The sequence below is a fragment of the Paraburkholderia kururiensis genome (assembly GCF_034424375.1).
Taxonomy (GTDB): domain Bacteria; phylum Pseudomonadota; class Gammaproteobacteria; order Burkholderiales; family Burkholderiaceae; genus Paraburkholderia; species Paraburkholderia kururiensis_A.
On record NZ_CP139965.1, the window covers coordinates 1,947,883 to 1,969,419 of the forward strand.

General features: G+C 66.1%; 18 protein-coding genes and 1 tRNA gene. All 19 read left to right on the forward strand.

Going from position 1 to position 21,537, the window contains the following annotated elements:
* Positions 1-200: 200 nt before the first annotated feature.
* The 19 genes from cysS to U0042_RS08870 all read left to right on the forward strand — a co-directional run bounded on the left by cysS (position 201) and on the right by U0042_RS08870 (position 21,530).
* A complete protein-coding gene (gene cysS, locus U0042_RS08780) occupies positions 201-1,598 on the forward strand; it encodes a cysteine--tRNA ligase (protein ID WP_114810615.1) in 1,398 nt (465 codons plus the stop codon).
* Between the two features lie 45 nt (positions 1,599-1,643).
* Positions 1,644-2,735 (forward strand): DNA-3-methyladenine glycosylase family protein, encoded by a 1,092-nt coding sequence (locus tag U0042_RS08785; protein ID WP_114810616.1) that lies wholly within the window; start codon positions 1,644-1,646, stop codon positions 2,733-2,735.
* Between the two features lie 150 nt (positions 2,736-2,885).
* On the forward strand, positions 2,886-3,857 hold the full coding sequence (locus U0042_RS08790) for an acetyl-CoA carboxylase carboxyltransferase subunit alpha (protein ID WP_114810617.1): 972 nt from the start codon (positions 2,886-2,888) through the stop codon (positions 3,855-3,857).
* 56 nt (positions 3,858-3,913) lie between these two features.
* Positions 3,914-5,344 (forward strand): tRNA lysidine(34) synthetase TilS, encoded by a 1,431-nt coding sequence (gene tilS / locus U0042_RS08795; protein WP_198665279.1) that lies wholly within the window; start codon positions 3,914-3,916, stop codon positions 5,342-5,344.
* A 500-nt stretch (positions 5,345-5,844) separates the two neighbouring features.
* Entirely contained in the window at positions 5,845-7,095 is a 1,251-nt protein-coding gene (locus U0042_RS08800; protein WP_114810618.1) for an aspartate kinase, read from the forward strand.
* A gap of 226 nt (positions 7,096-7,321) precedes the next feature.
* A tRNA-Ser gene (locus U0042_RS08805) sits at positions 7,322-7,415 on the forward strand.
* A 359-nt stretch (positions 7,416-7,774) separates the two neighbouring features.
* Positions 7,775-8,569 (forward strand): polysaccharide deacetylase family protein, encoded by a 795-nt coding sequence (locus U0042_RS08810; RefSeq protein ID WP_232833351.1) that lies wholly within the window; start codon positions 7,775-7,777, stop codon positions 8,567-8,569.
* Positions 8,570-9,102: 533 nt separating this feature from the next.
* Positions 9,103-9,813 (forward strand): beta-ketoacyl synthase chain length factor, encoded by a 711-nt coding sequence (locus tag U0042_RS08815; protein WP_114810620.1) that lies wholly within the window; start codon positions 9,103-9,105, stop codon positions 9,811-9,813.
* The gene (locus U0042_RS08820) at positions 9,797-10,591 is read left to right on the forward strand and encodes a lysophospholipid acyltransferase family protein (protein ID WP_114810621.1); all 795 of its coding nucleotides are present in this window, start codon (positions 9,797-9,799) and stop codon (positions 10,589-10,591) included. The genes U0042_RS08815 and U0042_RS08820 overlap by 17 nt, the downstream gene beginning before the upstream one ends.
* The gene (locus U0042_RS08825; RefSeq protein WP_114810622.1) at positions 10,566-10,865 is read left to right on the forward strand and encodes a phosphopantetheine-binding protein; all 300 of its coding nucleotides are present in this window, start codon (positions 10,566-10,568) and stop codon (positions 10,863-10,865) included. Before U0042_RS08820 ends, U0042_RS08825 begins: the two co-directional genes overlap by 26 nt.
* Positions 10,866-10,868: 3 nt before the next feature.
* Positions 10,869-11,120, forward strand: coding sequence for an acyl carrier protein (locus tag U0042_RS08830; RefSeq protein ID WP_017778070.1), 252 nt, complete (start codon positions 10,869-10,871; stop codon positions 11,118-11,120).
* Positions 11,120-11,812, forward strand: a complete 693-nt coding sequence (locus U0042_RS08835) for a hypothetical protein (RefSeq protein ID WP_114810623.1) — start codon at positions 11,120-11,122, stop codon at positions 11,810-11,812. The genes U0042_RS08830 and U0042_RS08835 overlap by 1 nt, the downstream gene beginning before the upstream one ends.
* Positions 11,809-13,518, forward strand: a complete 1,710-nt coding sequence (locus U0042_RS08840) for an AMP-binding protein (protein ID WP_114810722.1) — start codon at positions 11,809-11,811, stop codon at positions 13,516-13,518. Before U0042_RS08835 ends, U0042_RS08840 begins: the two co-directional genes overlap by 4 nt.
* Positions 13,515-15,230 carry a glycosyltransferase family 2 protein gene (locus U0042_RS08845; RefSeq protein WP_114810624.1) on the forward strand — a complete coding sequence of 572 codons (1,716 nt, stop codon included), beginning with the start codon at positions 13,515-13,517 and terminating at the stop codon, positions 15,228-15,230. Before U0042_RS08840 ends, U0042_RS08845 begins: the two co-directional genes overlap by 4 nt.
* Positions 15,217-16,809, forward strand: a complete 1,593-nt coding sequence (locus U0042_RS08850; RefSeq protein WP_114810625.1) for an HAL/PAL/TAL family ammonia-lyase — start codon at positions 15,217-15,219, stop codon at positions 16,807-16,809. Before U0042_RS08845 ends, U0042_RS08850 begins: the two co-directional genes overlap by 14 nt.
* The gene (locus tag U0042_RS08855; protein WP_114810626.1) at positions 16,806-17,237 is read left to right on the forward strand and encodes an acyl-CoA thioesterase; all 432 of its coding nucleotides are present in this window, start codon (positions 16,806-16,808) and stop codon (positions 17,235-17,237) included. The genes U0042_RS08850 and U0042_RS08855 overlap by 4 nt, the downstream gene beginning before the upstream one ends.
* On the forward strand, positions 17,225-17,923 hold the full coding sequence (locus U0042_RS08860) for an outer membrane lipoprotein carrier protein LolA (protein WP_114810627.1): 699 nt from the start codon (positions 17,225-17,227) through the stop codon (positions 17,921-17,923). Before U0042_RS08855 ends, U0042_RS08860 begins: the two co-directional genes overlap by 13 nt.
* Positions 17,923-20,352: an MMPL family transporter gene (locus U0042_RS08865; RefSeq protein WP_114810628.1), complete on the forward strand. Its 2,430-nt coding sequence runs from the start codon at positions 17,923-17,925 to the stop codon at positions 20,350-20,352. Before U0042_RS08860 ends, U0042_RS08865 begins: the two co-directional genes overlap by 1 nt.
* Positions 20,349-21,530 (forward strand): beta-ketoacyl-[acyl-carrier-protein] synthase family protein, encoded by a 1,182-nt coding sequence (locus U0042_RS08870; RefSeq protein WP_114810629.1) that lies wholly within the window; start codon positions 20,349-20,351, stop codon positions 21,528-21,530. The genes U0042_RS08865 and U0042_RS08870 overlap by 4 nt, the downstream gene beginning before the upstream one ends.
* Positions 21,531-21,537 lie beyond the last annotated feature (7 nt).

Consider the following 21,537-nt stretch of genomic DNA (forward strand, 5'->3'; position numbering starts at 1 on the left):
CGACCCATTCTAACAAAAGGTCTGCGCGTTTTCGCCGAACTGCAGACTCATTGTTCGTCACCCTCGGTCGTCTCCGCCTGATCGCAATCCCGCACAGCACCGGCTGTACCAGTTTGCGGTGTTTGTCCCCGGCGCCGTCACTCGGCCCGCGGCTTGCACGATTCGCCACGCGGACGTCTTTCGGCCCACGCATCGTCTCTATGGAATCACTGCGCATCTACAACACGCTTGCCCGTGACAAGCAACCTTTCGTGCCGCTTCAGGAAGGCTCCGTGCGGATGTACGTCTGCGGCATGACGGTGTACGACTATTGTCATGTGGGTCACGCGCGCGTAATGGTGGTGTTCGATATCGTCCAGCGGTGGCTGCGTACACTCGGCTACAAGGTCACGTATGTGCGCAACATCACCGACATCGACGACAAGATCATTCGTCGCGCTGTCGAAAACGGCGAGACGATCAAGTCGCTCACGACCCGCTTCATCGATGCGATGCACGAAGACGCCGACGCGCTCGGCGTCGCGCGGCCCGACATCGAACCGCGCGCGACCGACTTCATTGCGCAGATGCTCGGCATGATCGAGACGCTCGAGGCGAACGGCTACGCGTATCGTGCTGCGGATGGCGACGTGAACTACGCGGTGCGGCGTTTTGCCGGCTACGGCAAGCTTTCGGGCAAGTCGCTCGAAGATTTGCGCGCGGGCGAGCGCGTGGCGGCGAACGATGCGAAGCAGGATCCGCTCGACTTCGTGCTGTGGAAACAGTCGAAGCCCGACGAGCCCGCCGACACCGGATGGGATTCGCGGTACGGGCGCGGGCGTCCCGGCTGGCATATCGAATGCTCGGCGATGGGCTGCACGCTGCTCGGCGAACACTTCGACATTCACGGCGGCGGGCAGGACCTGCAGTTTCCGCACCACGAGAATGAAATCGCGCAGAGCGAAGGCGCGACGGGCAAAACGTTCGTCAATTACTGGATGCACAACGGCTACGTGCAGATCGACAACGAGAAGATGTCGAAGTCTCTCGGCAACTTCTTCACGATCCGCGAGGTGCTCGCGAAGTACGACGCCGAAGTCGTGCGCTTTTTTATCGCACGTGCGCACTATCGCTCGCCGCTCAACTACAGTGACGTTCATATCGACGACGCACGCAACGCGCTCACGCGTCTTTACACGGCGTTGAAAGACGTGACGCCGGACGCGGGCGAACTCGACTGGAACGAGGCGTATGCCGCGCGTTTTCGTGCGGCGATGAACGACGACTTCAATACGCCGGTGGCTGTCGCCGTGTTGTTCGAACTGGCCACCGAGGTGAACCGCACGCGCGACGCCGCGCTCGCGCGGCAACTCAAGCAGCTTGCTGCAATCGTGGGTCTGCTGGGTCGCGATCCGCGTGCGTATCTGCAGCAGGCAGCGGGCGTGTCGGACGCCGGCGGTCTCGATGCCGACGCAATCGAAGCGAAGATCGCCGAGCGTGCGGCGGCCAAGAAGGCGAAGCAGTACGCCGAAGCGGACCGGATCAGGGCGGAACTGCTCGAAGCCGGCATCGCACTTGAAGACAAACCGGGCGGGTTGACCGAGTGGCGCCGCGTTTAAGCGCCGTCGACTACCCACTGATCGACTCGCCAGGCAGGAGGCAGGATGGCAACGGCCACGAAGGCGGCGGCTAAACGAGCCGCGTCGCAGAGCGCTCAGGCCGCAGGGAAGGCGGCGCGAGTCACGCGCGCAACGCGCACGACAGGGAGCACCGCCGCGAAGACCGCGATGAAGGCCGCGGCGAAGGTCGCATTGAAAAAGGCGGCGAAAGCCCCGGCCGGCGCGGCGAATGGCGACGCATCGGGCACGCCGTCGAAGCGCAAGCTCAACGGTTCCGCAGGCGCGCCGCGCGTCGCAAAGTCGACGCAGGAAGAAACGCGCGCATTGAAGAGCGCGCGAAAGACTGCGCGCCAGAAGGCGAACGGCGCACTCGGCGCGCAGCACGTCGACAACGATCGCCTTACGAGCGAGCTCGTCGTCGATGCCGCGCACGAGGGTGAGATCGTGCGCAAGAGTCGCGCATCGACTGCCACGGAAGCGGCAGTGCCCGTGCAGATCGGCAGTCTCGCGCCCGAAGTGACGCGCCCCGCGTATTGGGACAAGGCCTGCGCCGACCTCGTGAAACGCGATCGCATCCTCAAGAAGCTGATTCCGAAATTCGGCCCCGTGCATCTGCTGTCACGCGGCGACCCGTTCGTTACGCTCGCGCGTTCGGTGGTGGGGCAGCAGATCTCCGTTGCGGCGGCGCAAGCCGTCTGGCAGCGTATCGAAGACGCCTGCGCGAAGCTCGTGCCGCAGCAGTTCATCAAACTGGGTCACGAGCGACTCACGGCGTGCGGCCTTTCCAAACGCAAGACGGAATACATCCTGGATCTTGCGCAGCACTTCGTGTCGGGCGCGCTGCACGTCGGCAAGTGGGCGTCGATGGACGACGAGCACGTGATTGCCGAGCTCACGCAGATTCGCGGCATCGGCCGCTGGACCGCGGAGATGTTCCTCATCTTCAATCTCTCGCGTCCCAACGTGCTGCCGCTCGACGACCTCGGCCTCATTCGCGCCATCAGCGTCAACTACTTCAGTGGCGAGCCGGTCACGCGCAGCGAGGCGCGCGAGGTGGCGGCGAACTGGGAGCCGTGGCGTACGGTCGCGACCTGGTACATGTGGCGCAGTCTCGAGGCATTGCCTGCGGGAGCGTGACGCGCGCCCCGCAAGGCGCGTGTGCATTCGATGTGGTGCCGTTTTAAATCGGTACTATCGGCGAGTGATATTCAATAGTTGCGAGCCGATTTTGATGGCGTTGGGCGCGGTTAGAATACGCGCTGCCGGTAAGTCCAAGGATTACAACCAATGAAGACCACGTTTCTGGATTTCGAACAGCCGATTGCGGAACTCGAAGCAAAGATCGAAGAACTGCGCTTCGTCCAGGACGATTCGGCCGTCGATATTTCGGAAGAGATCGATCGGCTGTCGAAGAAGAGCCAGCAGCTCACCAAGGATCTGTACGCCAACCTGACGCCGTGGCAGGTCTCGCAGATTGCGCGTCATCCGCAGCGTCCCTACACGCTCGATTACGTCAACGAGCTTTTCACCGATTTCCACGAGTTGCACGGCGACCGCTCTTTCGCCGACGACCTCTCGATCGTGGGCGGGCTTGCCCGCTTCAACGGTCAGCCCTGCATGATCATCGGCCACCAGAAGGGCCGCGACACGAAAGAGCGCGCGGCGCGCAACTTCGGCATGCCGCGTCCCGAAGGCTATCGCAAGGCCGAGCGCCTGATGCGCCTTGCCGAGAAATTCGGTCTGCCGATCTTCACGTTCATCGACACGCCGGGCGCCTATCCCGGCATCGGCGCGGAAGAGCGCGGTCAGTCCGAGGCAATCGGACACAACCTCTATGTGATGGCCGAGCTGAAGACGCCGGTCATCGCCACCGTGATCGGCGAGGGCGGCTCGGGCGGCGCGCTGGCCATTGCCGTGGCCGACAGCGTGCTGATGCTCCAGTTCTCGACCTACTCGGTGATCTCGCCGGAAGGCTGCGCGTCGATTCTGTGGAAGAGCGCGGCGAAGGCTCCCGAGGCCGCCGAAGCGCTGGGCCTCACGGCTCATCGGCTGAAGGCGCTCGGTCTCATCGACAAGATCATCAACGAGCCGCTGGGTGGCGCGCACCGCGATCCCAAGGGCATGGCGGCGCTGCTGCGCCGCGCGCTGGCCGACACGCTGCGCCAGTTCCAGGGCATGAGCATCGCGGACCTGCGCGAGCGCCGCTTCGACCGGCTGATGTCCTACGGCAAGTACAAGCAGACCACGCCGGGCGCGTGAGTCTGACGTCGAGCCCGTATCTTCTTCCGTGAGAGGCGCGCTGGCGCCGCGCCAACGTGGTGACTCCCGCTGAATCGAGTGCCGACCGCATCGTTCTCGACGCGGTCGGCACTGCGCTTGCGGCGTTGCCGTCTCACGCGCGGGTGGGCGTCGCTTTCAGCGGCGGGCTCGATTCCACGGTTCTTCTCGATGCCGCGGTGCGCGTAGCAGGCGCCTCGCGTTGCGTCGCGCTTCACGTGCATCACGGACTCAGCGCCAATGCCGATCAGTGGCTCGGGCATTGCGAGGCGTTCGCGAAATCGCGCGGCGTGAGCTTCGACGCACGGCGTGTCGAAGTGCCCCGCGAAGCGGGCGTCAGCATCGAGGCGCGCGCGCGCGAACTGCGCTACGAAGCACTCGACGAGATGTGCGCACAGCATCGCGTGGACGCCCTCTGGCTCGCACAGCACGCCGACGATCAGGCCGAGACCGTGCTGCTGCAGTTGCTGCGCGGGGCGGGTCTGGCGGGGCTTTCGGCGATGGCGCCGTCGCGCGAGACCCCGCACGGCGTCATGCGTGTGCGGCCGCTGCTACACCTGCTGCGGGCCCAGCTGGAGCGGTACGCCGAGGCGCACGCCTTGCCGTGGATCGACGACGAATCGAACGCGGATACGCGCTATGCGCGCAACGCGCTGCGCCACGAGATTCTGCCGGCGCTCGCCGTACGCTTTCCAGGCTTTCGCGATGCGCTGGCCCGTACCGCTGCCCATGCCGCTTCGGCCCAGCGGCTGCTCGACGACCTCGCCCGCATCGATCTGCGCGAGGCGGCCCGCGACGAGGGCCGCGCGCTGGCACGCGAAGCGCTGCTCTCACTCGACGACGACCGCGCCTCGAATCTGCTGCGCTACTGGATGCGCACGTTAGGCATGCCCGCGGCATCGGCTGCGCGTCTCGCCGATGCACTGCGCCAGTTGCACACGGCAGACGGCGACCGCCAACTGCGTGTGGACCATGCGGGGCAGACGCTGCGCAGCTATCGAGGCCTCGTGTTCTGGGAGGCGGGCGATAGCACGGAGCCTCACGACGAAACGTCGTTGTCCGGGCGTGCACCCGCAGTGCTCGTGTGGCGCGGCGAAGCCGTCTGGCGCCTGCCTCAGTGGCGCGGAACATTCGTGTTCGTGCCGGCCGCCGAGGGCGAAGCGGACGCCATACCCGAAGCCGCGTTGCTGCAGGCGCCGTTATCGGCGCGGTCGCGCGCGGGCGGCGAGCGGATGCGCGCAAGCCCGGACGGCCCCAGCCGCACGCTGAAAAACCTCTTCCAGGAGCGGGGCGTGCCGGCATGGAAGCGCGACGTCCCGCTGATCTTTGCCGGCGATACGCTGCTCTTCGTGCCGTGGCTCGGCGTGAACCACGCTGCGCTCAAACGCGCGGCAGCAAGCGGGCGTAGTCGCGCGCGTTCGGCGCGCCACTTTCGTATCGAGTGGCGCGCGGATCTGCTGGTCGCCTGAACGGTGCGTGCGACGCAGCGGCGCATGGCATGTCCGGGGTGTCGTCGTCGCCCGTTCCTGCCTCGTCGCGGTCTCGCGTTACGTCCTGCGGCTTCGCGAGGCGATGCCGCAAATCGTTGCCCCATAAGCGTTTTCGACCGCGCGCCCGGTCCGCCTGGCTTGTCTTTTTGCGACCGATCGGGTAGGGTAATGCGTTTCCCCAACCCGCTTTTGTCGCCACGAGCGTCGGGCGCGGACCTGTGCCTGGCAGCATCCGGCAGGCGTCAGGGCCGTCACGCGGGTAGGGCATGCGGAGCCGGAACGGCTGTACCGCGTGCAGGGGCAAAATCCGCGCGTGCTGCACGCGCTGCATTTACGCCGTCGGTCGTGCGGCGTCATCGGCACCGAAGCGCGACACGCGTAGGCTCCCGGCGGCTCGCCGCGCTTCGGTGCCGATGACGTCGGCCCCGCGGCACTTCCACAGTGCGCCAGCGCGGTTATCTCTCCAGTTCAGAACGACAATGGCACTCATCGTACATAAATACGGCGGCACTTCGATGGGCTCGACCGAGCGCATCAAGAACGTCGCGAAGCGCGTCGCAAAATGGCACAAGGCCGGCCACCGCATGGTCGTCGTGCCGTCGGCGATGTCCGGCGAAACCAACCGGCTGCTCGGTCTCGCCAAGGAAATTTCGGCTCGCCCGAGCCCGCGCGAACTCGACATGATCGCCGCCACCGGCGAGCAGGTGAGTGTGGGTCTGCTCGCGATCGCGCTCCAGGAAGAAGGGGTGGACGCGGTCAGCTACACGGGCTGGCAAGTGCCCGTCAAAACGGACAGCGCATTCACGAAGGCGCGTATCAGCGACATCGAGAGCGAGCGCGTAACGGCCGACCTCGATGCCGGCAAGGTCGTCGTGATCACGGGCTTCCAGGGCATCGATCCGGACGGCCACATCACGACGCTCGGCCGCGGCGGCTCGGACACTTCCGCCGTGGCAGTGGCCGCTGCGCTGAAGGCCGACGAGTGCCTGATCTACACGGACGTCGACGGCGTATATACGACCGATCCGCGCGTCGTAGAAGAGGCGCGCCGGCTCGACCGGATCACCTTCGAGGAAATGCTGGAAATGGCGAGCCTCGGCTCCAAGGTGCTGCAGATCCGCTCGGTCGAATTCGCCGGCAAATATCAGGTGAAGACGCGGGTGCTGTCGAGCCTGACCGATCCGCTCATGCCGCTCGAAGAGGAAATGACCTCGGGCACCCTGATCACTTTTGAAGAAGACGAGACCATGGAAAAAGCAGTCATCTCGGGTATCGCGTTCCAGCGCGACGAGGCCCGCATCGCCGTGATGGGAGTGCCCGACAAGCCGGGCATCGCGTATCAGATTCTCGGGCCGGTGGCGGACGCGAACATCGACGTCGACATGATCATCCAGAACCAGAGCGTGCAGGGCAAGACCGACTTCACGTTCACGGTGGGCCGCGGCGACTACCAGCGCGCGATGGACATTCTCACCAATCAGGTGAAGGGCCACGTGAACGCCGAGCAGGTGCTTGGGGATCCGAAGGTTTCGAAGGTTTCGGTGGTGGGCGTCGGCATGCGCTCGCACGTGGGTATCGCGAGCAAGATGTTCCGTACGCTGTCCGAAGAGGGCATCAACATCCAGATGATTTCGACCTCCGAAATCAAGATCTCCGTGCTCATCGACGAGAAGTACATGGAGCTGGCCGTGCGCGCCTTGCACAAGGTGTTCGAGCTCGATCAGGCCTGACGCGAGATACCCGCTGACCGACGGCCGCGGTCTCACAGCAAGGTGCGTCACGCCATGATTGACGCGTAAAACGAAGCAGCATGCGCGAATGACGCAATTGAGAATGGGCATGACAGGTCAGTGACAACGCACGCAAAATCTGTGCGCCACAAATTGACCTGTGAGCACGGAACCGCTATTATCTTGGCTTCGTCGCGCTGCCTCCCTGGCGCGAGCGAAGTTTTCGGGAGACGTGGCCGAGAGGTCGAAGGCACTCCCCTGCTAAGGGAGCATCTGGGCCAAAACCTGGATCGAGGGTTCGAATCCCTCCGTCTCCGCCAAAAGCGGTGACAAAGCCCCGTGAGTTTGACGACTCACGGGGCTTTTTCTTTTTCGCGATATAGCGCGCCCGTGCGTCACGCCGTATCACAAAATGACTACGCTTCGGTCGCGGTTCCCGTCGTTCCGTCATCCGCGTTTGACCGGTGCGAACGAGCCGGCCGCATTTTGAAATGCTGGTCCGATAGCGAGCACGGAGTCACCCTCGCGGCATGCACGCCTATTTGGCGTCTTCCCGCAACTTTGCTACTCTCTGCGGTCCTCTTTACATTGCGGCTCGAGAAGTCCGATGCCTGAACCCCATTCGTCTGCGGGATTGAAGCTGGGTGCCCTGAACGGGCGTCTGCGCCCGCGCGCCTTTATGGAGCAACCGCCCGCGCTGACGCTTTCCGCGGCCTGGCATGCGTTCGCGGCGGCCGGATGCGTGGTCCATCCGGCCGCCTGGCCGTGGTGGCTGGCCGGCACGTTTGCGAATCACGCCGTTGTCACCGTGGCGGGGTTATGGCCGCGCTCGTCGATGCTGGGCCCCAACTGGACGCGATTGCCGGCCGCCGCTAGCGAACGCCGCGCCATCGCGCTGACCATCGACGACGGCCCGGACCCGCACGTCACACCGCAGGTGCTCGATCTTCTCGACCGCCATGGCGTGCGCGCAACGTTCTTCTGTATCGGCGAGCACGCGCGCCGGTATCCGGCACTCGCGCGCGAGATCGTGGCGCGCGGTCACGCGGTGGAAAATCACTCGCAAAGGCATCGGCATACCTTCTCGGTCAGCGGTCCCGGCGTGCTGGCACGCGAGATCGAAGCGGCTCAAGAGACGCTTGCCGACCTGACTGGCGAGCCGCCGCGATTCTTCCGTGCGCCGGCGGGCTTGCGCAACGTATTTCTCGAACCGGTTCTGCAGCGTTTCGACCTGCGCCTTGCGTCATGGACGAGGCGAGGTTTCGATACGCGGGAGACACGCGCTGACGTCGTCGCGCAACGCCTCGTCCATCAGCTCGCCGCGGGCGATATACTGCTCGCCCACGACGGCAACGCCGCGAACGGAGTGGACGGACGGCCCGTCATCCTCTCCATGCTTCCGCAGGTGTTCGCCGCAGCTGAACGCGAGCAATTGCATTTCATTACGTTGCGCGAAGCATTGCCTTCCGCGTAGGTATTTTGTCGATTGCGCGGCGGGCGTTCCGGTAGGCATTTCGTGATGTCGGTTCACGTCGTCACGAATTGACGAAGCGTGTGGAATTGGTTTAGTCATTCAAAGGCGTTACCGTTTTTGTGGACTATTTTGACAAGATTTGACAGATTTTCAGTGTGGTCCAACTGATAATCGACCGCTTATTGGCGCGGATTAGATGAATGGGCGAGATTCCGGACGCGAACGTGCGCCGTAGTCACGACATTCGTGCAAAACGCCGAACGGCGGTCCGTAAATGCATGCACTGTGAATCGAAGGAGACCGCTTTGCCGCATAAGCGCTACGGCAATTCTTTCAAACCTTTCGCAAAAGAAGTTGGCGCTGCTTAGCGTGTATTGCCGGTCTTTTGATTTGGTCTAAATAATCCGCGCCAGATGCCGTTAATACGCGGTAAGAGAAGGCCCCGCAGCCTCAGCGTGAGCGGGTGAAAACGCTTCCAAGCGTCGTTTCGGTGTGTAGCCTGGACGATGCGGCTACCCACACCGAATGTCGATATGCCCGATTTGTCGTGGACCTTGCCGGTAGCCCGGTGGTCTTTCTGGTCCTCCACCTCTGCGGAAACAGCCGAGGTCGCCTTCATCGATCCGATGATGCGCCGCCGGCTGAGTTCGCTTTCGCGGATGGCCTTGAAGGTCGCCCACGATTGCGTACAAAACGTGCCGCAGGTACGCATCGTGTTCGCATCGAGGCACGGCGAACTGCGACGTACCACCGACATCCTGCACGGCATCGAGACCGGCAAGCCGGTGCTGCCGAACGCCTTCAGCCTCTCGGTGCTCAACGCCATGTCCGGGCTTTTCGGCATTGCGAGGCAGGACCGCTCGCCCGCAAACGCCATTTCCGCCGGCCCCGAAACGCTCGGCTACGCATTGCTCGAAGCCTATGCGCAGTACACCGAAGAACCGGCCGTGCCGGTGCTTCTCGTCTATGCGGACGAACCGGCCAACGGTGCGTACGGCGAGGTCGATCACGAAGTGCAGCAGGGCGCGCTCGCGCTGCTGCTCGGCGCGGGTCAGCTCGCGCAGGGACATCTCGCATGCACCGTCTGCGAGGCCGAGCACCAACCGGATGCCGAACGCGCAGGCGTGACGCGTTTCGAAACGCAAGGCGAAGCGGTGCATCACTGTCTCGATACGCAATCTGCGGCCGCGTGGCAACACGCCGGCGCGACCTGGCAGTGGGGGTGGCATGTCAGCGCGGTTTAATCGTGCCTGGCGTCTGTTCGCCACCGGCCTCAGCTTCACGGTCTTCGGAATAAGCGGACTGTTCTTCTCGCTTCTCGTATTTCCGTTCGCGAGCCTGTGGCCGCACCGCGCGTCGCGTCAACGCGCGGTCACGATGGTGATCCACTGGTTCTTTCGCGCGCTCGTCGACGCATTGAAGCGCATGGGCGTGATGGAACTCGACGTGGCCGGCGTCGAGGTCTTGCGTTCGGGGGCGCCGGCCATCGTCGTAGCAAACCATCCCACCTATCTCGACGTCGTCGTGCTGCTTGCGCTTACACCGCGCGCCTGCTGCGTCGTGAAAAACGCTCATTGGGGCAACCCATGCTTCTGGGGTATCGTTCGGGCTGCCGAATATGTGAGCAACGTCGACCCCGCCGGCTTCGTGGAGGATTGCCGACGGCAGATCGCCGCGGGCTACACGATGATCATTTTTCCCGAGGGGTCGCGCAGCCCCGCGCCGAACCGGCTGCGCGCCTTTTCGCGCGGCTTCGCGTACATCGCACTCGAAGCGGGCGCGCCGATCATCCCCGTTCTCATGCATTGCGATCCGCCCGCCTTCACGAAGCAGATGCGCTGGTATCACGTACCGGAGCGGCCTTTCCGCATCACCGTGAATGTGCTCGATCCCGTCGGTGTCGAGCGGCTCGCGTCGCACGAGATGCCGCCCGCGCTCGCCGCGCGTAGCGTCACCCGTGCAGTTGAGGCACACATTACCCAGAACCTGTTCGATCATGGATTCTTTAAAACTGGAAATTAAGCAGCTTCTGATCGAAGCGTTCGATCTGGAACACCTGACGCCCGACGATATCGACGACGACGCTCCGTTGTTCGACACCAACGGCGTGGGGCTCGATTCGATCGATGCGCTCGAAATCGGCATCGTGCTGCGCCAGCGCTACAAGCTCACCATCGCCGCCGACGACGCGCGCGTGCGCGACTATTTTCGTTCCGTCAACACGCTCGCCGAGCTGGTCGCAGCCCAGCGCAAAGACGCGGCGGAGCTGGAAGAAACTGCAGGCAAGGGGGATTGAATCGTGACCGAAGCAGACATTCTCGAGCGCATCCGCGCCATCTTTCACGAAAACTTCGCGATCGACCCGGCGCGCGTGACGCCGGAGGCGCATCTGTTCGAAGAACTGGATCTGGACAGCATCGACGCCGTCGATCTCGCCATCAAGCTGCAGGAAATGACCGGCCGGCGCATCAAGCCGGAAGAGTTCAAGTCGGTTCGCACGGTGGGCGACGTGATCGCCGCTGTGGAATCGCTGCTCGCGGCTCAGGCTTGATGCCATCCACGCCTTCCTGCGACGCGCATGCGGCGGGCGACCGGCTCACGCGCGACGCGAGCCACGCGGAGCCCGCCGTGGACGAGGCCGCGCCTGCCTGGCGCGGCGCGCGGCGCATGGTGCGCCTCGCTGCGAACCTGGCCTATCCGGTCGTGATCCTGTGTGCCTGGCGCTGGGACTCGCCGCGCTACGTGGGCTGCATGCTGCTCGCGTTGCTGTGGCTGCAACGCGTGGCAGGCACGGGCGCATTCGCCGCGTCACTGCGCAAGCTCAGCCTCGTGGACTGGGCCGTGGCGGGCGCACTCAACTGCGCGTCGGTGGCGATCGTCGTGACGAACAGTGAATTGTTGTTGCGCCTTTATCCGTCGCTCGTGAACTTCGGGCTGCTCGTGGCGTTCGGTGCGACGCTCGCCAACGGGCCGTCGATGATCGAACGGTTCGCGCGCTTCACGTACCCGGATCCGCCTGACTACGTGGTGCGCTACACGCGTCGCGTCACGCAACTGTGGACCGTGTTCTTCGCCGCGAACGGCGTTTTCTCCGCTTACACGGCGCTGTGGTGGTCGCGCGAATCGTGGTCGCTCTATAACGGCGCCATCGCGTATGGCGTGGTGGGCGTGCTGCTCGTTGCCGAGATCGTGTGGCGCAAGTACATCATGCTGCCGAGGGCGCAGCGCACGGGGGCATGGTGATCGCGCTGCACGATCTGCTTGCCGCACCGCTGGCGGCGGCTGATACACAGGCGCCGCGGGCGGTATGCCGCGACGGCGCGGACACGCTCCACTTTCCTGCATTCCGCGCGCGTGTTCTGGCGATCGCGGCCCACGTGAGCCCACGCGCGGAGCAGCGCTTTGCGCTCTGCGCCGACGATCCGTATACGTTCGCGTGCGCGCTGTTCGGTCTCTTCGTGGCCGGCAAAGAGCCTGTGATTCCGGCGAGTTCCGCGCCCGGCTATCTCGCGGACCTGAGCGACGCCTACGATGCGGTGCTGACCGAAGCGGACATCGCCGCCATTTCCGCTGATGCTCCGGCAACCGCAGACGCCATCAGCATCACCGGCACCATCGCCGCGAACGCGCCGCTCACGCTCTACACGTCCGGCAGTAGCGGCGTGCCGAAACCCGTGCGCAAGACGCTCGCCCAGTTCAATGCCGAAGTGCAGACGCTGGAAGCGCAATGGGGCGCGCTTGCCGGCGATGCGACCGTGCTCGCGAGCGTGCCGCATCATCACATCTACGGTTTGCTGTTTCGCGTGTTCTGGCCGCTTGCGGCGTGCCGCGCCTTCGACCGCTCCACCTGCGTCGACCCGCAGCAGTTGCAGGCGCGCATGGCGCAGTGCGGGCCGACGGTCGTCGTCTCCACGCCCGCGCAGCTTTCGCGCTGGCCCGATCTGCCGGGCTTCGATGCGTTCGATCCCGCGCCTCGCGCCTTTTTCTCGTCGGGCGGGCCGCTCGCGTTCGACACGGCCCGACGTTTTGCCGCCGTGCTCGGCCATGCGCCGCGCGAAATCTACGGCAGCACGGAAACGGGCGGCATTGCGTGGCGGATGCAGGCCGGCTCCGACGCATGGTGCCCCATGCCCGGCATCGAGGTGCGCCGCGCGGACGACGGCGCGCTCGAACTGCGTTCGCCGCATCTGGACCACGACGGCTGGCATCGCACCGACGACGCCGTGGCGTTCGACACGCGAGGCGGCTTCAACCTGCTGGGTCGTCTCGACCGCGTCGTCAAGCTGGACGGCAAGCGCGTGGCGCTCGCCGAACTCGAAGCCCGCCTGCGTCTGCATCCCTTCGTGACCGAGGCGGCAACCACGGTACTCGACGGCGCTTCGCGCAAGCGCATCGGCGCGCTCGCGGTGCTGTCGGCGGAGGGCAACGCCGCGCTGCGCCGCGAAGGCCGCGTGCAGCTCGTGAAGACGCTGCGCCGTCATCTCGCGGGCTATTTCGACATGACGGTGCTGCCGCGTCATTGGCGCTTTCGCAAGGCGCTGCCGTTCGATGCGCGCGGCAAGCTACAGGCAGCCGCCATTGCCCGCACGTTCGAGGCGCACGAAGACGGCTTCGAAATACTCGCCGAAGCAGGGGACGACAACGAGCGGTTCTATGAACTGCATGTGCCGCCCACGCTCGTCCATTTCGCGGGCCACTTTCCCGGCTTGCCGATTCTGCCGGGCGTCGTGCAGATCGACTGGGTCGTGCGTCTCGCGAGCGAATACGTGCCCGGCGTGCGCACGCTCGTCTCCATCGACCGGCTGAAGTTCATGGCGCCCGTGCCGCCCGGCGCCGTGCTCAAGCTCGTCATGACGCACGACGCGCTGCGCCGTCGCCTGCAGTTCGCCTGGCACCTGGGCGAGCGCGACTGCGCCTCGGGCGTCATCGTCTACGGGGAGCCGGCATGAGCCTCGCTGCCTGTATCGTCATCCCGATCTACAACCACAAGGACGCGATTGGCGGAACCGTCGCCAACCTGATTCCGCACGGGCTGCCGCTCTTCGTTGTCGATGACGGCAGCGACGAGCCTACCCAGGCCGTGCTCGCCGCGCTCGCGCAGCGTTACGCGGGCCAGCTCACGCTGCTGCGCCTGCCCGTGAACGGCGGCAAGGGTGCGGCCGTGATGGCCGGTCTGCGTGCCGCGCGTGCAGCCGGCTTCACGCACGCACTGCAGATCGACGCCGACGGGCAGCACGACGCAGCCGACGTGCCGCGCTTTCTCGAAGCCGCGCACGCGGCGCCGCACGCGGTGATCCTGGGCCGCCCCGTCTACGATGCGAGCGTGCCGAAATCGCGTCTCTACGGGCGTTATCTCACGCACGTCTGGGTCTGGATCGAAACGCTGTCGTTCGCCATTCGCGACTCGATGTGCGGCTTCCGCCTGTATCCGCTCGACGTGGCGTGTGACCTGATCGACAGCGTGAAGCTGCCCACGCGCATGGACTTCGACATCGAGATCCTCGTGCGGCTCCATTGGCGGCGCGTCGAATTCGTCTCGATTCCCACCGCGGTTCGATACGCGACGGACGGCGTCTCGCATTTCGACGTGCTGTGGGACAACGTGCGCATCAGCCGCAGTCACACGCGACTCGTCGCGGGCATGCTGGTGCGCTCGCCGCTGCTCGTCGCACACAAGTTCATGCCGCGCCGCGCAGCGCAAGCGGCGGGCGTTCGCACGACGCCGTGGTGGCGCATGGCCGAGCGCGGCAGCCGCCTCGGCATGGCACTGCTCGCGCTGGGGTGCCGTACGATCGGGCCGCGCCTCACGTCGCTGTGGCTGTACCCGATCGTCGCGTATTTCCTGCTGACGGGGCGCGCCGCGCGCGACGCCTCCACGCGCTACTTCGCGCAACTCCAGCGCTTCAGGCCGAACGAGGCCACGCCGCGGCCAGGCTGGCTCACCGCGTATCGCCACATGCTCACGTTCGCGCAATCGGGCTTCGACAAGCTCGTCGCGTGGTCCGGTCAGCTCGACTTCTCCAACGTGAAGTTCGACGATGCCGGCACGCTCGACGCCTTGCTTGCCAGCGGGCGCGGCGCGCTCGTCATCGGCTCGCATCTCGGCAATCTGGAGATGGCGCGCGCGCTCGCCGTGCGCAGCGCCCAGACCAAAGTGACGGCGATCGTCTACACCGAACACGCACGCCGCTTCAACAGCGTGCTGGCCGCCGCGCATCACGACTTCGCGCAGCATCTCGTCGAGGTCAACGACTTCGGGCCCGAGACCGCGCTGATGATGCAGGAGCGCATCGAGCGCGGCGAGTTGCTCGTGATCGTGGGCGACCGTACGCCGGCGCGCGAAGCGGGGCGGACCACGCACGTGCCGTTCCTCGGTGCGAGCGCGCCGTTTGCGCAGGGGCCGTACGTGCTCGCGCATGCGCTGGCGTGCCCCGTCTATCTGTTCTTCTGCCTCAAGGAACGCGGGGCTTACCGGCTCTATTTCGAGCCGTTCGCCGAGCGCATCGAACTGCCGCGACGCGAGCGCGCCCGGCATCTGGCCATCTGGGCCCAGCGTTATGCCGCGCGTCTCGAACACTATTGCTGCAAGGCGCCTTATCAATGGTTCAATTTCTACGACTTCTGGGCGCGCCCCAGCGGAGGCGCGAATGGCCGAACATGACTTGAACGGTGCGGTGGCTGATACGCCGGGCATGACCGCGCAGCGCGTCGTGATAGGCGGCCGTCGGCTCACCATCGAAGACGTGGTGGCCGTGGCGCATCGGCGTGCCGCGGTGTCTTTGAACAGCGATCCCGCCTGGCGCGCCCGCATCCAGCGCGGCGCGGACTTTCTGCGGCAGCACCTGGCCTCGGGCGCGACGGTCTATGGCGTCAACACGGGCTATGGCGACGCGTGCGTCGTCGAGGTACCCATGCATCTGGTCGAAGCCTTGCCGTTGCAGCTCACGCGCTATCACGGCTGCGGCATGGGCGATTATCTGGACAACGAAGAAACACTCGCCGTCATCGCCGCGCGACTCAATTCGCTTGCTTACGGATTCTCCGGCGTGCGGCCCGTGCTGCTGGAACGCGTGGCCGACCTGATCAACCATCGCGTGCTGCCGCGCATTCCGTCAGAAGGGTCCGTGGGGGCGAGCGGCGACCTCACGCCGCTCTCGTATGTGGCAGCCGCGCTGGTGGGCGAGCGCGATGTGATGTTTCGCGGCGCGTTGTGCTCCGCGCGCGAAGCCTGGCGCGCGCTCGGACACGAGCCGCTGACGCTCGCGCCGAAGGAAGGTCTTGCGCTGATGAACGGCACGGCCGTGATGACGGGTCTCGCGTGTCTCGCATTCGCGCGTGCGGCGCAGCTGGCGCGCCTCGCGGCCTCATTGACGGCGCTGTCCACGGTCGCGCTCGACGGTCGGGCCGCGCATTTCGATGCGTTGATCTTCGAGGCAAAGCCTCATGCCGGCCAGGCCGAAGCCGCCGCCTGGATTCGCGCCGATCTGGCGGGCCGTACCGATACGCCGGGCCATCGTTTGCAGGATCGCTATTCGATCCGCTGCGCGCCGCACGTGATCGGCGTGGCCTGCGACGCGCTCAGCTGGGTGCGCCGCGACGTCGAGAACGAACTGAACAGCGCGAACGACAACCCGCTCGTGGATCCCGACAGCGGCCGCGTACTGCACGGCGGCAACTTCTACGGCGGCCACATTGCCTTCGCCATGGATTCGCTGAAGACCGCCGTGGCCAATCTTGCCGATCTGATGGACCGGCAGCTGGCGCTGCTCGTCGACGACAAGTTCAACAACGGCCTGCCGCGCAACCTCACAGGCGCCGCGCCCGCGCGCGCGCCCATCAACCACGGCTTCAAGGCGGTGCAGATTTCGTCGTCTGCCTGGACGGCGGAGGCGCTCAAGCACACCATGCCCGCGAGCGTGTTCTCGCGCTCGACGGAAGCGCACAACCAGGACAAAGTGAGCATGGGCACGATTGCCGCGCGCGACTGCCTGCGCGTCCTGCAACTCACCGAACAGGTCGCGGCGGCGCATACGCTCGCAACGGTGCAGGCCGTGCAGCTACGCCTGAAGCTCAACGGCGCAACGATGATCCCCGTGCCGCTGCAACGCTTCATGAGCACAGTGGCGGGCATGTCGGCTTTCGTCGACGAAGACCGTCCGCTCGAACCCGACCTGCGCGCCGTGACGGCGAGCATCGCGGCGGGCGGCTTGATGGCCCCTACGGATGGAGCCGCGGCATGAGCGGCACGCGCGCGGTTCTGAGCGCAAGCGCCAACGTCGAAGTGCCGTTCCACGACGTCGACGCCATGAACGTGTGCTGGCACGGCCACTACCTCAAGTACTTCGAGATAGGCCGAGCCGCGCTGCTGCGCAAGTTCGACTACGACTACCGCGAAATGCAGGCGTCGGGCTATTTGTGGCCGGTGGTCGAGGTTCATCTGAAGTACGTGCGGCCCGCGGTCTACGGTCAGCAACTGGAAGTGCGGGCGCACCTGCTCGAACACGAAAACCGGTTGAAGATCGGCTACGAGATCGTCGATGCCGGCACGGGCGAGCGGCTCACGAAGGGCTACACGGTTCAGGTCGCGGTGCATGCGCAGACGAAGGAATTGCAATTCGTCTCGCCGCCCGTCGTATTCGAGAAGCTGGAGCGGGCATGGGAACGCTGAAGTTGCGCGTGCGTGCCGTCGTGGCGCTGGTCGCGCTGCACGTGGTCGCGAGTCAGGCCGGGGCGACCGGCACATCCGCTCAAAATGCCACCGGAACCGCTGCCTCCGCGCCGTCATCCGCTTCGAACGACATGGCGCTCGTCTCGCAGATCGCGGCGCATCTCGCGAAAGCGAAGGGCGTTCGCACGCGTTTCACGCAGACGCAGACGCTCGCGGCGATGAAAGCGCCCCTCGTCAGCACGGGCTCGCTGCTGTTCTTCCGCGAACGCGGCGCGATCTGGCACATCGACACGCCCTATAAGGCCACATGGGTCATGACCGACGCCGGCATCGTCAGCGTGGATGCTGCGGGTACGCAGACGGCGAGCCGCAGTGCGCAGGGCGCCCGTGCCGCAGGCGGCATCTCGAAGATGATGCGCGCGATGCTGGCGGGCGACCTGAGCGCGCTCTATTCGCAGTTCGATGTCGAGGCAACGGGCACGCCCGCACGCTGGCAGATGCGGCTCGTGCCGAATCAGCCGCAGATCGCGCAGTCCATCGCCTCGTTGCAGATGAGCGGCGGCGACTATCTGCGCACGCTGCGCATCGCGCACGCGAACGGCGACGTCACGCAGCTCGATTTCGAGGGCAGCGCAGCGGTGAGCGAACTCACGCCCGCCGAACACGCGCTGTTCGGGGCCCGCTAGTGGAGGCGCATCGCACGTTCGCCGTCTCCCGGACGTGGTGGCTGCGTGCCGCGTGGCTCGTGCTCGCGCTGGCGGCGGCGCTCTATTGCGCGTGGCGCTTTGCGGGACCCTCGCCGCTGCAAACGAATCTGCTGGCGTTGCTGCCCGCAACGGAGGCCGACCCCGTCGCCGAAGAGGCCGTGGATCGCCTCGCCGGCGCGCTCGGCAATCGTGCCGTCTTCGTGGTGTCGAGCGATGACGCGGTCCACGCCAGGGCGGCCGCGCGGCAACTCGGCGCAACGCTTGCGGCGAGCGGCGCGTTCGCATCGGTGACGGCGCAACTGCCGCCGTTCGACCTCTCGCGCATCGCGCGTTTCTATTTGCCGTATCGCTTCAATCTGCTCACGCCCGCGGATCGCCGCAGCCTCGCCGGTGGCGCGACCACGCTGCACGATGCACTGCTGCAACGCCTCTACGGCCTGCCGGCCGCGGGGCTCGCTGCACCGCTCGCGGATGACCCGTTCGGCTGGCTCCAGCACTGGCTGGGCAGCCTGCCGCTTGCCACCTCGAACCTCACGATCGAAGACGGGCTGCTGGTCTCGCATCGCGGGTCCTCTACCGGTGTGCTGGTCGTGGCGACGCTGCGCGGCTCGGCCTACGAGACAGACGTCCAGCGCGCGGTGCTCGCCGCTGTGACGCAGAGCGAAGCACGGCTCAAGACCACGTTCCCCGACGTCACGCTCGCGCGCACGGGCGCCGTGTTCTACGCCGAGGCAGCGCGCCGGGCCTCGGAACGGGAGATGCACGCCATCGGCATCGGCTCGCTGGTCGGCATCGCGCTGTTGATGTTGTGGGTCTTCCGCTCGCCGCGGCTCATCGTGCTGGGCTTCGTTTCCACGGCGCTCGGCATTCTGTGCGCGCTGGCGACCACCTTGCTCGTGTTCGGCAAGCTGCATCTCCTGACGCTGGTATTCGGCGCGAGCCTGATCGGCGAGGCCGTCGATTATTCGATTCAGTACTTCGTCGTCTACCTCGGTGCCGGGCAGGCGTGGGAGCCGCGGCGCGGCGCGCGCGAGGTGGCGCCGGCGCTCATGGTCGCGCTCGCTACGAGCCTGCTCGGCTACGCGATTCTCACGTTCGCGCCGTTTCCCGCGCTCAAGCAGATCGCGTGTTTCGCGATGGCGGGTATCGCGATCGCGTTCGCGTCGGTGCTGTGGCTGCTGCCGAGCCTGCTCGTGCGGCCCGCGCGGCGTGCGCCGCGCACGCTGTTCACCGTGGCCGCATCGATGTTGACGAAATGGCAGGCGTTGCTCGTGGGCCGGCGCACGTTGCGGGTCTGGATCGTGGCCGCGTTGGTGACGCTCGTCGCCGTGCCCGGCTGGCTCAAGCTTGCCAGCGACGACGACATCCACCTGTTGATTCAGCGCGATCCGTCGCTCGTCGCGCAGGAACGCATCGTGACCGAAGCGGTGGGCGTCGATAACAGCTCGCAATTCTTCGTGGTGCGCGGCGAGTCGCCCGAGCGCGTGCTCGAACGTGCCGAGGCACTCGCGACGAAGCTCGGTGCGCTCACGGACGCATCGGGCACACCAGGCACACCGCTCGTGAGCGGCTGGCAATCGGTCGCGTCGTTCGTGCCGTCCGAAAAGCAGCAGCAGGCGGATCGCGCACTCATCGCCGCGCACGTGTTTCAAGACCCCGCGGCGCTGCGCGCCATGCTCGCCGAAGCCGGCTTTCGCGACGAAGTGACGAACACGTGGCTCGCGGCCTACGCGCAATCGAGCGCGGCGGCGCTGCATATCGACGCGTGGCTCGCCGAACCGTGGTCGCAGCCGTTCCGTCATCTCTGGCTCGGCCGCTCGAAGAGCACGCCGGACGCGTTCGCGGCGGTCGTCATTCCGCAGGGCGTTGCGGCTGCGAACGAAGCGGTGCTGGCGGCCACGGCACACGCGGTGCCGGGCGTGAGCTTCGTCGACAAGGCCGCGAGCGTCTCGCGCCTGTTCGGGGCCTGGCGTGTGGACAGTGCCATCTGGCTCGCCGGCGCGCTGCTGCTGGTTTTCGTGCTGCTGATGCTGCGCTACGGCGTGCGCGGCGGCATCGCCACGGGGCTGCCGGTGCTGATCGCGATCGGCGTGACGCTTGCGGTATTCGGCTATGTCCACGTGCGCTTCACGCTTTTCAACTCGCTCGCGCTGATGCTGGTGCTCGGCGTGGGCGCGAACTACGCGGTATTCCTGCGCGAAGGGGCCGTGCGTGCGCCCGCACAGCTCGGCGCGGTCTGGACCGGCGTGCTGCTTTCCGCGGCCACCACGTTGCTGTCGTTCGGTCTGCTCGGCATGAGTTCGATGCCGGCGCTCAAGAGCTTCGGCGCAACGTTGTCGCTCGGCATCATGGTGTCCGTGCTGCTCGCGCCGCTCGGTATCCCTGCTACTCAACGGAGGGCCACGTGAACGCGCCTGTCTATCTGCACGCGCTCGGCATGATCAACGCGCTCGGCAACGACGTGGACGCCATCGTCGCGTCGCTGGCCAATGGCCGCGCGCCCGGCATGGGACCCATCGATACGCGCATCGGCACGATGTTCGCCGGCAGCGTGACGGCACCGCTCGATCTCGCACCGCCCGCGGCACTCGCGGCCTACGACTGTCGCAACAACCGTCTGCTGCTCGCTGCGCTCGCGCAGATCGCCCCCGCCGTCGACGCCGCGCGCGAACGTTATGGCGCACAGCGCATCGGCGTGGTGCTCGGCACGAGTACGTCGGGCATTGGCGCGGCCGAAGCGGCGCTGCGCGAGCGTTCCGTGACGGGCGCAATGCCGTCCGCGTTCGACTACCGGCAAATGGAGATCGGCACGGCCGCGCCGTTCGCCGCTGCGGCGCTCGGTTTGCGCGGGCCGGCGTTTACGATCTCGACGGCGTGCACGTCGAGCGCGAAGGCGTTCGTGTCGGCGCGCCGCCTGCTGCGGCTCAAGCTGTGCGACGCGGTGGTGGTGGGCGGCGTGGATTCGCTGTGCGAGTTGACGCTGCAAGGCTTCGCCTCGCTCGATTCGACGAGCCCGGTGCGCATGAACCCGATGAGCGCGCAGCGCCGCGGCATCAACGTCGGCGAAGGCGCGGCGGTGTTCCTGATGAGCCGCGACGAGGGGCCGGTACGGCTCGCGGGCGCAGGCGAATCGAGCGACGCGCATCACATCTCGGCGCCCGATCCGCAGGGCGTGGGGGGCGAACTCGCGCTGCGCGCGGCACTTGGCGATGCAGGCATCGCGCCGTCCGCGGTGGGCTACGTGAACCTGCACGCGACGGCCACCGTCAAGAACGACGAGATGGAAGCGCATCTGATGGCACGCGTCTTCCCGCAAGGCGTGGCCGCGAGCGGCACGAAGCCGCTCACGGGCCACCTGCTTGGCGCGGCGGGCGCAACCGAACTCGGCTTTGCCTCGCTCACGCTCGCGCGCGACGACGTCGCACTGCCTCGTCACGTGTGGGATGGCGAAGCCGATCCCGCGCTGCCCGCACTCGACCTCGTGGAAGACGAACGCCGTCTGCCGCGCAACGGCAACGCGCAATACGTGATGAGCAATTCGTTTGCGTTCGGCGGCAGCAATGTCAGCCTGATTCTCGGCCGGTGAAATCCGC

Excerpts from the sequence above, each read along its gene's own strand:
- cysS (WP_114810615.1), top strand. The coding sequence starts at position 201 with ATGGAATCACTGCGCATCTACAACACGCTTGCCCGTGACAAGCAACCT.
- U0042_RS08785 (WP_114810616.1), top strand. The coding sequence starts at position 1,644 with ATGGCAACGGCCACGAAGGCGGCGGCTAAACGAGCCGCGTCGCAGAGC.
- U0042_RS08790 (WP_114810617.1), top strand. The coding sequence starts at position 2,886 with ATGAAGACCACGTTTCTGGATTTCGAACAGCCGATTGCGGAACTCGAA.
- U0042_RS08800 (WP_114810618.1), top strand. The coding sequence starts at position 5,845 with ATGGCACTCATCGTACATAAATACGGCGGCACTTCGATGGGCTCGACC.
- U0042_RS08810 (WP_232833351.1), top strand. The coding sequence starts at position 7,775 with ATGGAGCAACCGCCCGCGCTGACGCTTTCCGCGGCCTGGCATGCGTTC.
- U0042_RS08815 (WP_114810620.1), top strand. The coding sequence starts at position 9,103 with ATGCCCGATTTGTCGTGGACCTTGCCGGTAGCCCGGTGGTCTTTCTGG.
- U0042_RS08820 (WP_114810621.1), top strand. The coding sequence starts at position 9,797 with ATGTCAGCGCGGTTTAATCGTGCCTGGCGTCTGTTCGCCACCGGCCTC.
- U0042_RS08825 (WP_114810622.1), top strand. The coding sequence starts at position 10,566 with ATGGATTCTTTAAAACTGGAAATTAAGCAGCTTCTGATCGAAGCGTTC.
- U0042_RS08835 (WP_114810623.1), top strand. The coding sequence starts at position 11,120 with ATGCCATCCACGCCTTCCTGCGACGCGCATGCGGCGGGCGACCGGCTC.
- U0042_RS08845 (WP_114810624.1), top strand. The coding sequence starts at position 13,515 with ATGAGCCTCGCTGCCTGTATCGTCATCCCGATCTACAACCACAAGGAC.
- U0042_RS08850 (WP_114810625.1), top strand. The coding sequence starts at position 15,217 with ATGGCCGAACATGACTTGAACGGTGCGGTGGCTGATACGCCGGGCATG.
- U0042_RS08855 (WP_114810626.1), top strand. The coding sequence starts at position 16,806 with ATGAGCGGCACGCGCGCGGTTCTGAGCGCAAGCGCCAACGTCGAAGTG.
- U0042_RS08860 (WP_114810627.1), top strand. The coding sequence starts at position 17,225 with ATGGGAACGCTGAAGTTGCGCGTGCGTGCCGTCGTGGCGCTGGTCGCG.